We start from the raw sequence: 13,808 nt of genomic DNA, 5'->3' as shown, positions 1-13,808 counted from the left end.
TCCAACGCCGTTATGTGGCGAACGGAGTTAAAACCCGCATTTGCGAACATTATCGTTGCACTAGTGGCAACATAATGGAGCGCTCATGGCATGGTGATCTCGCTGTTTCCTTAGGAGATTATTATGCTGGAGAAGTACTACATCCGCCCTTCTACTATCGATCGCATTCACGAGTCTTGGATCGCCTCCACAGTCGAACAATACGTCGGCTGGATGGCAGAACGCCGCTATACGGATCGCAGCGTGTCTCGCCGGATACCCATTGTGGTGAGTTTCGGCGAGTTCGCAAAAGCTCAGGGAGCCAGCGAAGTTAAGAACCTACCTGATCACGTCGAGCCATTCGTGCAAGCGTGGATTGGTGAGCATGCTAGACGACGCTCGGGCCGGCGACGCAAGCAGATCGGCAATGAAGTACGCAATCCCATCCGCCAGATGCTGAAGCTGGCGGTCTCCGGCTACATTGGTCGGGGTCGTCCCCATAAGCCAGACAACCCGTTCGAACGTCAGGCGCCGGGGTTGTTGAAGTACCTGACCGAAGAGAAGGGGCTTCGTCAGAGATCGATATACCAGTACCAATTTAGTTTGCGTCAGTTCGCAACCTATCTTGAGCGCACCGGCATTGACGACCTCGCAAAGCTGTCGCCAATCGTGCTCAGCGGGTTCATTGCCGAATACGCTCCGCCACGAGTTTCTTGGTCGACGGTGCGCAATGCATGCGGGGTGCTACGGGTCTTTCTGCGCTACCTCCATCGTGAGGGGGTTCTGGCCAAGGATCTCAGTTCGCTTGTCGAGTTTCCGCAGTCGTACCGGCACGCTGGTGTTCCGCGATCGATCAGTTGGGAACAGGTCGAGCAAGTGCTGGCAGGTATCGACAGACGGTCCACCTCCGGCAAGCGCGACTACGCAATGATGATGCTGCTTGCTACCTATGGACTGCGGGCTGCGGAGGTCGCCACGCTCACGCTTGATGACATTGACTGGCGCAACGAACGGCTCAAGATCCGGGATCGCAAAGCAGGCAACACCACCACTTATCCGCTCTCGGCGGCAGTGGGGGCTGCGATCATCGAATACCTCAAAAACGGGCGACCTGCCACGACATGCCGTGAGGTATTTATGCGCTGCTGTGCTCCACACGCCCCGATAGGCTCCGCGGCGGTTGTCTGTCGCGCCGCCCATTTCATCCGCAAAGCCGGCATTAGCGTGCCACGCGCCGGTTCCCATGTCCTACGTCACAGCTGTGTGCAGCGACTGCTAAACGCCAATTTTCCGCTGAAGCACATCGGCGACTACGTTGGCCACCGCAGCGCCTCCTCCACCCAGATCTACGGGAAGATCGCTGTCGAACAGCTGCGCGAGGTTCCACTAGGCAATGGGGAGGACGTGCTGTGAGCTACGATGGACGTTTCCAGAGTTTTCTCCGCCACGAGATTGAGCAATTCCTCGCCCACAAGCGCTCGTTGCGACGGCGCTATGATGTCGAAGAGAAGACGCTCGCGCTGTTCGATGCCTACTTGTCGAACAACAACATTGGTAGCCTTGCCGAGATAACCCCGGCACTGGTGGATGAGTTTCTCCTCTCGCGTCCAAGGTCGCGCCCGAGAAGCTATAACCACCTGCGCTGTACGGTAGGGCGACTGTTCTCATATCTCGTCGATCACGAGAAGCTCGCCCAGACACCGTTGAGATCCCCACCACGGCGCGGAAGATATCAGCGCACGCCATTTATCTTCGACACAGACGCAGCCACTCGGTTGCTCGCTCTTGCCAAGGCGCTTCCGAGCCATGGCAGTACGATCGAGCGTGGCAACACATATTTCGTACTGTTCGCTGTCCTTTACGGACTGGGATTGCGTGTCGGCGAGGCCTGCCGGCTATGCCTCAAAGACGTCGATCTGGAACGGCGCCTGCTCGTTATCCGGGAGACCAAGTTCTACAAGAGCCGCCTCGTCCCATTTGGGCCGAAGCTCGGAGCACTCCTGGGCCAGCATCTGCACCAACGCCAGACTACGGCGCTCGCAACCAATACTGCGGACGATCAGCCGCTGTTTTGCTTGCGCGGGGGTCGCCCAATCAATCCTGGGACCATCAGCCAGACCTTTCACGCTATGGTCCCGAGCCTAAATTTGCGGATCCCACCCGGTATTTCGCCTCCACGCCTGCACGATCTGAGACACTCATTTGCCGTTGGCACACTCACGCGCTGGTACAGGCTCGGCCTCGATCCTCAGACGAAGCTTCTTGCGCTTTCGACTTTCATGGGGCACGGCGACATCAGTTCTACTGCGGTGTATCTGACGCCGACCCCGGAGCTTCTCGAACACGCCAACCGACGCTTCCGTGCCTTTGCCGCGGCAACACTCGCGGAGGATCGGTCATGACCATCTCCCTCGGTACACTGGTCCAGTCATTTTTTGCTGATCATCTCCCGGTTCAGAAGGGGCTGCGGCTCGGTTCGATCCGCAGTTATCGTGACACGATCCGCCTGTTCCTGTGCTTCGCGTCCGAGCAGCGTGGCCGCAGAATTACTGCACTGGCCCTTGATGACCTGACGTTCGAACGGACTCTGGCATTCCTGAAGCACCTGGAACAAGAACGCGGCAACTCGGTACGTACTCGCAATCAACGTCGCGCTGCACTGAACACCTTCTTTGCCTACCTCGCTGTGCGTGTACCCGAGATGCTGGCGGTTTGTCAGCAAGTCGCGGCAATTCCCGTCAAGCGCACATCACTGCCCGATACGCACTTCCTGGAGCGGGAGGAGGTAGCGGCCTTGTTTCGTTCGCTGCCTCGGCAAGGGCATCTCGCGCTGCGCGACCACACACTATTGCTCTTCCTCTACAACACGGGCGCCAGGGTACAGGAAGTTGCGGATCTTCGTATCGAGCACCTCGAACTCAAGCCGCCGGCCAAAGTCCACTTGCACGGCAAAGGTGACAAGTGGCGAACGTGCCCGCTTTGGGATGAGACATTGAAGCATATCCAGGCACTCCTGGCCCAGCGCCGCGCAGCGCCAGGCGAGCCAGTCTTCTGCGCTCCGAAGGCTCGTCCTTTAACGAGGTTCGGGATCTATAAGATTGTCCGACGACACGGCGCATCCTTCGATACGCCCGGGCCGAAATCCAGACGTGTCAGCCCGCATCTATTCCGGCACACCGCTGCCTGCCACCTACAGGAATCCGGTGTCGAAGTTAATGTCATACACAGTTGGCTCGGGCACGTGAGTCTCGACACGACAAACCGTTATGCCGAGCTGACGCTGCGCGCCAAAGCCGAGGCGCTACGCGCCTGCGAAGTGAGTGGTTCAGGTATTTCAACGGTACCCCGACCACGTCTTGCCTGGAAGGACGACAAAACCCTCCTCGACTGGCTCAACTCGCTGTAGCGCATTATGTGTCCTCTCGCCCGCGGCCCACCTTCGAAATACCGGCTCAAACCGTTGCCAGCCACATAACGGCGTTGGACACAAAAGCCCGACAATTTGAAGTCCGGCGTCAACCATGCTTCCTTCTACGATCCGGAGATCAACCGCAGCTATGGCATGATGGCCTCGCATTATGGCGTCGGCGTTCTGCCGGCCCGGCCGAGGCGTCCAAAGGACAAGGCGAAGGTCGAGAATGGGGTTCGCTTTGCCCAGACCTGCATTCTGGGTCGGCTGCGGCGGCAGACTTTCTTCTCGCTGGCCGAGGCCAATGCCGCGATCGCCCAGGCGCTCGATCGTATCAACGACCATATCATGCGCCGCCTTGGCGTCAGCCGCCGCCATCTGTTTGAGACCGTGGAACGGCCTGTGCTGGCAAGCCTGCCTGCCGAGGATTACGAGTTTGCCGAATGGCGCCTGGCCCGTGTCGCCACCGATTATCACGTCGAGTTCAAGGCGTTCTTCTATTCCGTTCCGCATGGCCTGATCCGCCAGCAAGTCGACATCCGCGCGACGAGCAGCGCGTTCGAGATATTCCACCGCGGCAAGCGCATCGTCGGTCAGGTCGCCCGGCAGCGGCCAGCTCAGCTCCGCCGCGGCCGCCCGCTTCAGATTATCCTGCACGGTGCTGCGCGCTATGCCCAGCCTCTGTGCAATCTCACGGGCGCTCGTTCCGTCACCGGCAAACCGCAGCATTTGTCGTAAGTGTCTCGTGGTCAGCCTTCTCTTTGCCGGCATCACGCGTCCCTTGTTCAAAAGGACCGTCATGCCAAAGTTGCTGACCCAGATGTGTTCTCTTTAGCCCCGTTAAAGTGGCCGGATATTGATCGGAATCGTGGCCGGCTTCATTATTCCGGAATGGTGGCCGGCTTCAAGTTGGAATACCCGGCCGGATAACCCCGGAATCCGCAACTGAACGTCAACAGGAAGCGATCATTGAGAGGCATCATGACAAAACGATCGAGCAGGCCTCGCCAAGATCAATGCGAACTTGCGCAAAGCCGAAGCCTGATCCGTCGAGGCACTCTAGCGCGCCATCGGCGACATCTGCGATTTGGTCGAGCCTGAGGTATGCGGTAATCGCCTCACCGCTGCCGGATACGGACTCGTCTGAATGCCCGATGCTCTTGCCGCCGCGTGGGCCCGAACCGACTCTCCAAAAGCGTGGAAAATACGCTCCGACACCTCGTCGGACTTCACCCAATATTCGGGATGCCATTGGACACTGACTGCGAAGGCGCGGGCATCTCGCACCGATACGGCTTCCACGGTTCCGTCTTCAGCCAGCGCTTCGACCTGAAGCCGCGTGCTTGGCCGGTCAATCGCCTGGCGGTGGAGGGAATTGACCTTGATTTCGCCCTTGCCGACCACTCCTGCGAGGCAGGTGCCGGCCCTGATATTCGGATATCGCTCTGCGGCGCCCTATGGTCAACCGAGCCGGGACAGTCTTGGATTTCTGTCGCCAGCGTGCCGCCAAGAGCGACATTCATTTCCTGCAAACCGCGGCAGATAGCAAGCAGCGGAACCCCATGGTCGATCGTCATGCGGATCAAAGGCAGCGTGGTGGAATCGCGCGCTGGGTCATATGGGCCGTTGGCTTCGCTCGCCTCTCCGCCATAGAGCGAGGGATGGACATTCAACCCGGAGCCTGTGACCATCACGCCATCGACGGCCTTGAGGTTGCTCGAAGTCAAGTTGATCACCAACGGAAGGGACTAGACTAGCCCGTCCTATTCACGAGCAGCTTAGTTCGTTGCCGCTGGGCGTTCGGTCATGAAGGTGTGAGGCGTCTTTTTCACCGCAGCTGAGACTGGACTTTGGAACGCGCTGGAGGGTTAAGGTGTCGGGTTCGGCGGGGCTTTGATGCCCCGGCCGTCATGGTCCTGCGGGCTGCAGCGTGAGAGCGATTTGTCGGAACAGGCTGGCCTCGGGACAGACAGCGGCGAAGGCCAGGCGGATGCGCGAGACGGTTTCGATGACGCGGGCGCCGAGCTTGAGGAGCCTGAGCCGCAGCGTGGCGAACTCGGCGTTGCGCAGATGATGGGTTCCGGGCACCGCCTCGCGCAGGGTGAGCATCAGCCAGTATGCGGCGGTGTGCAGGACGAGGCGCACCTGGTTGGCAATCGGTGAGCGGCAGCTGGTGCGGTCGGAGGCAAGCTGGCTCTTGTGCATCTTGATCAGGTTTTCGGCCGGCCGCGGGCGCAGTAGATCACGTCGTAGACATGCGCGGCGGAGCCTTTGTCGAGATTGGTGACGACGAAGCGGATGTCGAGGCCCATCGAGGTTGCCTCGATGCGGGCGCAGACGCGACGTTCCGTCTTCCAGGATCTCGCCTTGTATCGGGTCTCGGCATAGCCGCGCAGCACCGGCTTCTGCTCGAGCGCGCGGCGGGTGCGGATGTCGTCGGCGGCTTCATCGACGAGACGCTGGAGAACCTTGTTGCCGGGCAGGCCGAAGACGTAGTCGATCGCGTTGTTCTCGCACCAGGCCATGACTTCCGCCCGGCCATAGTGGCCATCGCCGCGGATCAGAATGCGGGTGGCAGGCCAGCGGGCGCGGATGCGCCGGACAAGGCGGCGCAGATGGCCGCGGATCTCCTTGCCCGTCGGGGTCTTGCCGAGGACGCAGGATCATGGCGACCGGGCGTCCTGTCGCGGCGTCGTAGATGTGGATCGGCAGGAAGCAGCGTTCGTCGTAATGGGCGTTGAAGAGCGAGAGCTGCTGATGGCCGTGAACGACATCCACCGTGTCGTCAATGTCGAGCGTGACGCTTTTGGGCGGCGCGGCATAGCTCGACAGCCACAGATCGACCAGCACCCAGCCGAGCCGGATGACGGTGCGCAGGTCGGGCAGGTTCTCGAGGCGCGAGCAGGTCGGCTGCGAGCACAGATCAATCCCGCTGTCGGGCAGCCGTCCGCAGGCGAGCTTGAAGGCCGGGTCGGTGCGCAGTCGGTCGAGATCGTTGGCATCCTCGTAGCCGCATGCGATCGCAAAGATGCGGGCGCGCACAATGTCGGCCATGGCGTGCGTCACCCGCGCTGGATCGCGCGGATCGTGGATCGCGGCGGCCAGCCTGTCGGCCAGTTGCAGGCGTCGCTCGGCCGCTGCCAGCAGCATGACGCCACCATCCGAGGTGATGCGCCCGCCGTCAAACGCAGCTGTGATCTTCTTGCGTCCAACGGCTGGAAATGAGAGCGGCAGCAACGTATCATCGGTCATGGCGGGTGTGGCTCGCGAGAGGCGGTGGCAGGGTTGGCTTAGACAACCGAATCCTACGCCAAATCAATCGCTTAGGCTACATCCGCCAGCCTCTCAGATCGGTTGTCGTGCATAAGGCAGGCTAGTACCGGAAATACGCCGGCTGCGGCAATGGCCGCAATGATATACTGGTGGGGCGTGCCAGAGATAGCCAGAGAGTTGGCGGACGTCCGTCGAAACGGCAATGAGCGGCTGATTTTTCTTTTCAAGATTCCGATAGGCCACGTTTTAATTCCCGTCATTTGCAGGCTTGGGTACTAAGAGCCTTCTCTGATTGGGGTCGTTGAGGTCAAGATGCTCCTGCACTTTTTTCTGGACCGTTCCGTGGGTCACTCGCTTCTCTTCGCGGTCGGCGCTCTGGCCGCCGCATGATGGGGTCAGGAGAGCGAGGCGTCTCAATCTGTTTCACGACCTTGCCGAGTTTTGGCCGGCAGGTTCGGGACTCTCAACGAGATCGCCTCGCCCATCGTCCCCACGGAACGATCCGGGCATCGCCCTTTCGGGCGAAGGCTTTGTTCGTGTTGCGTGTTCCTTTGATTGGCCTCGGTTCACGCCGCCACCGCGGCAGGCTCCTTTCCAAAGCGGAATTCGGTTGCCTCGGCCCACATGCGATGCAGGATGACCGCCAGCTTGCGGGCCACCGCCACCCGCGCCCGCGCCATGCCCCGGCGCCCGGCGATGGTCATGCCCCAGGCCCTGAGGCTCGACCACTTCTTCGATCGCACGAGCAGCGAATGCGCTGCCTCGTAGAGGGCGGTGCGGGCGAGTTCATCGCCGCAGCGGCTGACCCTTCCCTGGATGTCGGTCTCGCCGGACTGGTAGCGCGCCGGCGTCAGCCCCAGATGCGCCCCTACCGCCCGCGACGAGCCGAACCGCTCCGGCCGGTCGATCGTGGCGCGGAAGGCAAGCGCGGTGATCGGCCCGACGCCCGGCGCGCTCATCAGCCGCCGGCAGACTTCCTCCTTGCGCACGATATCGAGAACCTGCTTGGTCAGGCGGGCGAACTCTCCCAGCATGACGGCGAGGATCGCAAGCAGCGGCTCGACCATCGCCATCATCTGGGCGTCGGCGCCGGCCAGTTCCCGCACGCGGCCGGCAAAAGCGCTGCGCGACGGCAAGCCCAGTTTGACGCCGGCCTCGCGCAGCATCGCCCGCACCACGTTCTCGATCGAACGCATCTCGTTCAGCACCGTGCGGCGGGCAACCAGCAGCGAGCGCCAAAGCCGGCACTTGCCGGCTCTTGACGTGCACCTGCTGATACCAGCCGGTGCGCATGATCTGCGCCAGCGCGCGGGCGTCATTGCGATCGGTCTTGTTGGGCATGGTCTTCATCGCCGCATTGGCCTGCCGCGTCTCGATGCAGGTCGCCGGCAAGCCTTCGGCGTGCAGTCCATCGTGAAGCCAGGCCGTCAGCGAGCACGCTTCCAGGCCGATCCGCTCAAGCGGCAAGCCGGTCCCCTTCAGCGCTTCACACAACGCCTGCGGATCGCTCAACGCTCTCGCCTCCTTCACGATCCGGCCAGTCTCGTCGACAATGCAAATAGAGGTCTCTTCCAAAGACACGTCCAGTCCGGCAAAGTACTCCATGGCTGCTCCTTCCAAATGTTTGTGGCGACTCACATCGACCACGTTTTCACATTTCGACAGGAGCAGCCGCCATCATCTGGCTCGGCCGAGACCCCAATCACCCCATCTGACTCGAAACTCGGTTACGTGCGAGGTGGAGCTGCGCGGCGGCGGAGCATGAGGCGGATGGAGGCGATGAATATCCATGCCTCGGCGCTGGCGATAGTCGCCTCGAAATCCTTGGCGAGCCGGCGACAACGTCCGAGCCAGGCGAAAGTTCGCTCGACGACCCATCGTCGCGGCAGGACCTCGAAGCCCTTGGCCGCGTCGGAGCGCTTGATGATTTCGATGGTCCATGTACCCAGGTTGGCGAGAGCCTGCGTCAGTTTTTCTCCGGCATAGCCGCCGTCGGCGAATAGATGGCGCAGCCACGGGTAAAGCTGTCGAATGGAGGCGGTGACGCCAACTGCCCCATCCCTGTCCTGGATGTCGGCCGTGTGCACCCTCAGCCCGACAAGGTGCCCCTCGGTGTCGGTAATGATATGGCGCTTGCGGCCTTTGACCTTCTTGCCGGCGTCGTAGCCACGCAAACCGGCAACGTCCGTGGCCTTTGCCGATTGGCTGTCGATGATGCCGGCGCTCGGGCTCGCCTCGCGACCAAGCGCCAGGCGTGCCGCAGCCACCAGGTGGAAGTTGATGGTCCTCCACAGCCCATTGTCTCGCCAGGCATAGAAATAGCGTTGAACCGTCGAAACGGGCGGGAAGCGGTCCGGCAACGCCCGCCACTGGCAGCCGGTCCAGGCAATATAGAGGAGCGCATCCACTACCGATCGCAGTTCGGTCGTGCGTGGTCGTCCCGACGCCTTCGCTCCAGGCATGAACGGCTCGATCAACGCCCATTCCCGGTCCGTCATTGCATTTGCATCTCGCTGCCCCGCGCGGCAATACTGCCGCCGGGTGGTCTCCGTCCAACCCATGTTGTGATCCTGCTCAAGTCTAGACAGCTCAAGCGAATCACAACGGACGGGGCCACTCAACCGCCTCCACCGCCCAATCTCGAGTTTTGGGTCAGGCTCTAAGAGTGTATGGGCGACTTAGCTTCTGTAATCATGATATCCATATAGCAATCGTCCTGGAGGCAGATGGGTGCCTCCCGTCTGCCGGTGGCAGACTTTCGCGACAGTTGCCGGAACACGGGGTACTCAAAAGAAGCCGTACCGGCAGCCCATTCACCGACAGAGAAAATTGCGGCTGCGTGGCGTCCCAAGTGGAGGCAAGGCCGACAGCACAGCGAGTGACGTGGCATGGAGTGGTCACAGCCGCGGTTACCTGGCCATTTGTTTGCGAGTGGTGATAATGCTGCGCTCCAGATCGACACCACCTATCCGCCTATTAACACTCGGGGAATTGTATATCCTGGCCGCTGCCGTCCACTCCTTAGTGCCAATTGCGGTGGAGAGACGCTAGCGAAGTCCAGCTGCGGCAACGGCATAAAACATATCCGAGTAGAAGACCCCACCCACACAGTCCTCAAGATCGATGAGCGCCAACTTTCCTCCACCGTAACACACCAGCTATACCGATCGTCATGCCGGGAAGCCGACCAGCAGCTAGTGACAAACATCTCCCACTGCTGCCAAAAGGAGAGTTGCGTTGTGTGCCGCGTCATAGACCGGCAATCCGGTGGCCCTTCTTATTCGAGGCGAGACACGCACAAAAATTGTGCACTCGCATAGAATAGCTGCAATATTTTCATGCTACCGAACCCGGGCAATGATGTCATCGGTGTCGGCCAGCACGTCCTCGACGTTTATCTCACCTTTCTCGGCCCACATGTAGGCGTAGGTTGCTGTACCCTCCAGCCCTTCAATGACCAATCGCGATGGCTCTGTTATACCCAGCGTAGCCATTATGCCTGCGTCGAGGCATCGTGAGTCCGCAGTGAGTACGGCGACTTTCTTATTCGCAGGCACGCTGGCTAGCAGGTGTGGAAGTAAAAGCAGGCTTGAAGTTGACACCGGCACCGATACGGCTGCTGCAATCGCCTGCTGGTAGCGCACCGTAAAACCGCAGTCACACGTGATTGCGTCGGCTCCTTCCCGTACAAGCTCTTGGGCGGCCTTGACATACCCATTTTCACAAGCAGGATCACCCGAGACAACATTGTTGGCCCAAGAGACCGTTTTGAAAATCGGCTGGCTATGGGTTCCGTCTGAGGCTTGGTTATGATTCAAGCTGTTGATGTGGACAGAGCAGAGCCGTGGGCGGATGGCCCAGATTGCCAAGAAGACCAAGCGCTACCCGTCTGATTTGACGGACGAAGAGTGGGAGCAGTTCGCACCGCTGATGCCCAAGCCTGGGCGTCGCGGCCGTCCGCGCGAGGTTGATTTCCGGGAGGTGGTCAACGCCGTGCGCTACCTGGTCCGCTCCGGTTGCGGTTGGCGGATGCTGCCGATCCATTTCGGCCCCTGGCAGACGGTCTACGGCTGGTTCCGCGAGTTGGCGCGGCGCTTTCTGTTCCAGACTATCCACGACGTGGCGCTGATGCTGGATCGCGAGCGAGCCGGGCGCGAGGCCACTCCCACGGCTGGCGTGATCGACAGCCAGTCGGTCAAGGCTCCGCAAGCTGAAACAAGGGGTTACGACGCCGGCAAGAAGATTGTCGGCCGCAAGCGACACATTGCCGTCGATACGGATGGGCGGCTGTTGATGGTCAACCTCACCACCGCCGATATCTCCGACAGTGCCGGCGCTCAGGCGATCCTGGATGGTATTCGCAAGCGCTGGCCCTGGGTGAAGCATCTGTTCGCCGACGGCGCCTATGACCGGCTGAAGCTCATGGACAAAGCCACCTATCTCGACTTCGTGGTCGAGATCATCCGTCGATCCGACGACCAGAAGGGCTTCCAGATCCTGCCCCGCCGCTGGGTCGTCGAGCGGACCTTCGGCTGGATGACAAGATGGCGCCGCCTCGTGCGCGACTACGAGCAGCGCATCGACGTCTCGCAAGCCATGATCCTTGTCGCAATGGGCGGCAATCTCATCCGCCGAAACGCTCATCCGTGAATTTCAACACGGACTCCAAGCTCCTTGGATTTGTCTCCATATTGGAGGGCATCCATAACGGCTCGGACCGGCAATGCCTGGGCCAAAGTCTGGATTTTGGCCAGTATAGGTATTCCTGTTCGACAGACACAAAACTCCGAGGGTTGTCACGTTGCATCTCCTTCTAGTACGCTGTTTGATGTTGCATTCCATGGCATCCGTTCGGCGAGGCCGTTGTTCGATCTAATCATGGCTCGGCTGCGTACGGCCACGAATTGCTATTGGGTGAATGGACTTCAGTAGAAAAGCTTGCGCTCCATTTTGGTCAGGCGCTTCCCGCCTTCAGGTGTAACAACGACGGTTTCGCTAAACGGCAGGCCACGCGCGGAGGTATACATGTGGAAGACCTGGTTTTGCTCTAGCTGCCAATCGCTCTCGGGCAGGAAGACTCGGGTGAAGTCACTGGTGCGAGGAGCGCACTTGAGGCCGAGCGTATAGCCGGTGATATTCGTGTAGCGGTCGCGCAATCCAGCCGCCAATATCCCCTCGCGCACAACGCGGTCCACATCCTTTGCATTTGCGCCGGGCTTCATGATGCGTAACTGCTCGTCTTGAATTCGGATGATCGTTTCCGCAGTCCTGACTTGTTCATCGGATGGCACACCGATCGATTTCGACCGCATGATCCGCGAGGTGTAGCCGCGAAAGTGCAGAGCCGGTTCCACAAATACGATGTCCCCCTCCTCCAACACACGGCTGCCGAGTGATGCGTGAAAGGAGGTCGAAGGTCCGGATGAGATGACGCCGATCTGCGCATTGTCCGCACCGCTGCGCAACGCTTCGCTGGTCATGGCTATGAAGACTTCACGCTCGTTGATACCTGCCCGAGCCGCGTCGAAGGCTGCCGCAGCCGCGTGATCGCAGATCTCGGCGGCTACCTTGAGGCAAGCAAGTTCGAGCGGGGACTTGACCAGCCGCATTTCCCACATGATACGGGAGAAATCAACTAACCTGGCACTCGGCAGCAGGCTTTCGAGCTCCGATGCCCGGTTTAAAGTGAGAAAATGGCTGTCGCGCTCAACGCCTACGACCGAGGCTCCAAAACCGCGGGCTTTGACCGTCTCGGCCACGACCTTGATCGGATTTTCGCTATCGGCAAATGCCACGTGATCGGTGAGCCAGCTGTTTTCGCTGAAAATCGGACCGTCGAGAGCGCGGATCACTGGGACCGGCTCTCCATTAAGAGGGATGAGTACCGCTTGGTACATGGCCGCTGTGGACGCGTAACCGCTGAAATAAATCATGTGCTCGCGCTGATCCACGATAAGTAGGTCAACGCGCCGCTCGGCCATGACTGTGCGCAATGCCGCGAGGCGCGAGCGGAATTCGTCGATGGGAAACGGTGGCGGGAAGAGCTGAGCCTGTGTCATCAGTCAATCCTGTGTGATCATAGTAAGGCGCGTCTGGTGGAGCTGGACCGGCAGTGTCCCCGCCATATGGACTCCAATGCAGCGAGCGATCCAATATATTTATTGGTGGACATCCATCTTGTTTCTAGAAGGAGGCCGCCTCGGGAAACTGGTGAGCCCCGCCCGTCGCCGCGCCCGCATCGGGCACGTGCGATCGACCCTGAAACTGCCCAAGCGGCGGGTCTGCCGTGTCCTCGGACAACATCGCTCGACGCAGCGGCGCATTCCGCAAGGACGGGGTCAGCACAAGATCCGTTCCTGGTTATACGCCGGCATTATCAACCAAACACAGCTTTTTCCTTTGCAGCTAAGCTTTTGCGTGAGACACTGATCTCGTGATCGATGATCTGATCGGAAGGTCAGCATGCAGTTGTCTGTCCGCGAGGCGCTGTCGGGCATCACCACGGTGCAAGACATCGTCAGGGCCTTCCAGGATGAGGATCGCTGCCGACGGTTTCGATAGCAGCCTTCAGCGCCCTAGGCTTCGAGTCGGCGAGCAGCCTCTCGCCTTCCAAGTGGCGTTTGGCGTCGAACACATCCATTCCCCCATACTTCGCCTTTAAGTTATACAGCGTAGCCTCCAGATCCCGCGGCTGCGGGCCAGATCGCCCCCTTTGCTCCCGCCTCATGCTCACGCAGAACCGCGATCATCGACTTTTCCGTAAGCCGCTTTCTCTTCATCGGTCGTCCCTCAATCGAGGTCGGACCCCTTAAGCTCAGATGGAGGAAACTACCGTGGTAGGTCAAAGGCTCTATAAATCACTTGCGGGGTTATCGGTTGATCGAATGGCGGCGCAACGAGACGTTGGCATGCTGGGTGCGGCTCGCCGCGACAGGCGGGAATCGGCAACTGATGATCGACGCGAGGCCGGCGATATCACGGTCTTAGGCCGCTCTGAGCCTATCTCAAAACCAGATCGCAACGATACACAAACTGCATTTGACGTAGGCCGCGGCGCGACCGAACATAGATTGGACGGAACAGAGATTGAATGGGCGCTCCTGTCGTATTCAATCCAAAATAAACTCGGATTAACGGGTCGATTGGC

8 protein-coding genes and 5 pseudogenes are annotated in these 13,808 nt (G+C 60.1%); 6 read left to right on the top strand and 7 right to left on the bottom strand.

What is annotated here, in order from left to right; translation table 11 throughout:
• Positions 1–123 precede the first annotated feature (123 nt).
• The 4 genes from AC56QQ_RS30985 to AC56QQ_RS30970 all read left to right on the top strand — a co-directional run bounded on the left by AC56QQ_RS30985 (position 124) and on the right by AC56QQ_RS30970 (position 4,126).
• On the top strand, positions 124–1,392 hold the full coding sequence (locus tag AC56QQ_RS30985; RefSeq protein ID WP_497124543.1) for a site-specific integrase: 1,269 nt from the start codon (positions 124–126) through the stop codon (positions 1,390–1,392).
• Positions 1,389–2,381, top strand: a complete 993-nt coding sequence (locus AC56QQ_RS30980; protein ID WP_497124542.1) for a tyrosine-type recombinase/integrase — start codon at positions 1,389–1,391, stop codon at positions 2,379–2,381. The genes AC56QQ_RS30985 and AC56QQ_RS30980 overlap by 4 nt, the downstream gene beginning before the upstream one ends.
• Entirely contained in the window at positions 2,378–3,385 is a 1,008-nt protein-coding gene (locus AC56QQ_RS30975) for a tyrosine-type recombinase/integrase (protein WP_497124541.1), read from the top strand. Before AC56QQ_RS30980 ends, AC56QQ_RS30975 begins: the two co-directional genes overlap by 4 nt.
• 96 nt (positions 3,386–3,481) lie before the next feature.
• Positions 3,482–4,126: a Mu transposase domain-containing protein gene (locus tag AC56QQ_RS30970; protein ID WP_497124539.1), complete on the top strand. Its 645-nt coding sequence runs from the start codon at positions 3,482–3,484 to the stop codon at positions 4,124–4,126.
• Positions 4,127–4,447: 321 nt separating this feature from the next.
• Here the strand turns inward: AC56QQ_RS30970 and AC56QQ_RS30965 are convergent.
• The 5 genes and pseudogenes from AC56QQ_RS30965 to AC56QQ_RS30945 all read right to left on the bottom strand — a co-directional run.
• Positions 4,448–5,100 (bottom strand): annotated as a pseudogene (locus AC56QQ_RS30965) (gamma-glutamyl-gamma-aminobutyrate hydrolase family protein); the annotation flags it as partial.
• A gap of 196 nt (positions 5,101–5,296) precedes the next feature.
• A pseudogene (locus AC56QQ_RS30960) lies at positions 5,297–6,640 on the bottom strand (IS1380 family transposase).
• A 587-nt stretch (positions 6,641–7,227) separates the two neighbouring features.
• A pseudogene (locus AC56QQ_RS30955) lies at positions 7,228–8,266 on the bottom strand (IS110 family RNA-guided transposase).
• 122 nt (positions 8,267–8,388) lie between these two features.
• Positions 8,389–9,222, bottom strand: a complete 834-nt coding sequence (locus AC56QQ_RS30950) for an IS5 family transposase (RefSeq protein WP_497124538.1) — start codon at positions 9,220–9,222, stop codon at positions 8,389–8,391.
• A gap of 780 nt (positions 9,223–10,002) precedes the next feature.
• Positions 10,003–10,539 carry an aspartate/glutamate racemase family protein gene (locus tag AC56QQ_RS30945; RefSeq protein WP_497129279.1) on the bottom strand — a complete coding sequence of 179 codons (537 nt, stop codon included), beginning with the start codon at positions 10,537–10,539 and terminating at the stop codon, positions 10,003–10,005.
• On the opposite strand from AC56QQ_RS30945, the gene AC56QQ_RS30940 reads away from it, so the two are divergent.
• A complete protein-coding gene (locus AC56QQ_RS30940) occupies positions 10,487–11,311 on the top strand; it encodes an IS5 family transposase (RefSeq protein ID WP_497124537.1) in 825 nt (274 codons plus the stop codon). The two genes, AC56QQ_RS30945 and AC56QQ_RS30940, sit on opposite strands and share 53 nt — an antisense overlap.
• A 275-nt stretch (positions 11,312–11,586) precedes the next feature.
• Here AC56QQ_RS30940 and AC56QQ_RS30935 read toward each other — a convergent pair whose 3' ends face one another.
• Positions 11,587–12,720, bottom strand: a complete 1,134-nt coding sequence (locus AC56QQ_RS30935) for a M24 family metallopeptidase (protein ID WP_497124518.1) — start codon at positions 12,718–12,720, stop codon at positions 11,587–11,589.
• A gap of 118 nt (positions 12,721–12,838) precedes the next feature.
• Here AC56QQ_RS30935 and AC56QQ_RS30930 point away from each other — a divergent pair.
• A pseudogene (locus AC56QQ_RS30930) lies at positions 12,839–12,997 on the top strand (IS3 family transposase); the annotation flags it as partial.
• 247 nt (positions 12,998–13,244) lie between these two features.
• Here the strand turns inward: AC56QQ_RS30930 and AC56QQ_RS30925 are convergent.
• Positions 13,245–13,440: pseudogene (locus tag AC56QQ_RS30925) on the bottom strand (transposase); the annotation flags it as partial.
• Between the last annotated feature and the right edge of the window lie 368 nt (positions 13,441–13,808).

The sequence above is a fragment of the Mesorhizobium sp. RCAM 05099 genome (genome assembly GCF_059683685.1).
This window is presented reverse-complemented; position numbering and strand designations above follow the sequence as displayed.

Bases quoted from the DNA above. Each gene is read 5' to 3' on its own strand.
- AC56QQ_RS30940 (WP_497124537.1), top strand. From the start codon at position 10,487: ATGTGGACAGAGCAGAGCCGTGGGCGGATGGCCCAGATTGCCAAGAAG.
- AC56QQ_RS30975 (WP_497124541.1), top strand. From the start codon at position 2,378: ATGACCATCTCCCTCGGTACACTGGTCCAGTCATTTTTTGCTGATCAT.
- AC56QQ_RS30950 (WP_497124538.1), bottom strand. From the start codon at position 9,222: ATGGGTTGGACGGAGACCACCCGGCGGCAGTATTGCCGCGCGGGGCAG.
- AC56QQ_RS30935 (WP_497124518.1), bottom strand. From the start codon at position 12,720: ATGACACAGGCTCAGCTCTTCCCGCCACCGTTTCCCATCGACGAATTC.
- AC56QQ_RS30985 (WP_497124543.1), top strand. From the start codon at position 124: ATGCTGGAGAAGTACTACATCCGCCCTTCTACTATCGATCGCATTCAC.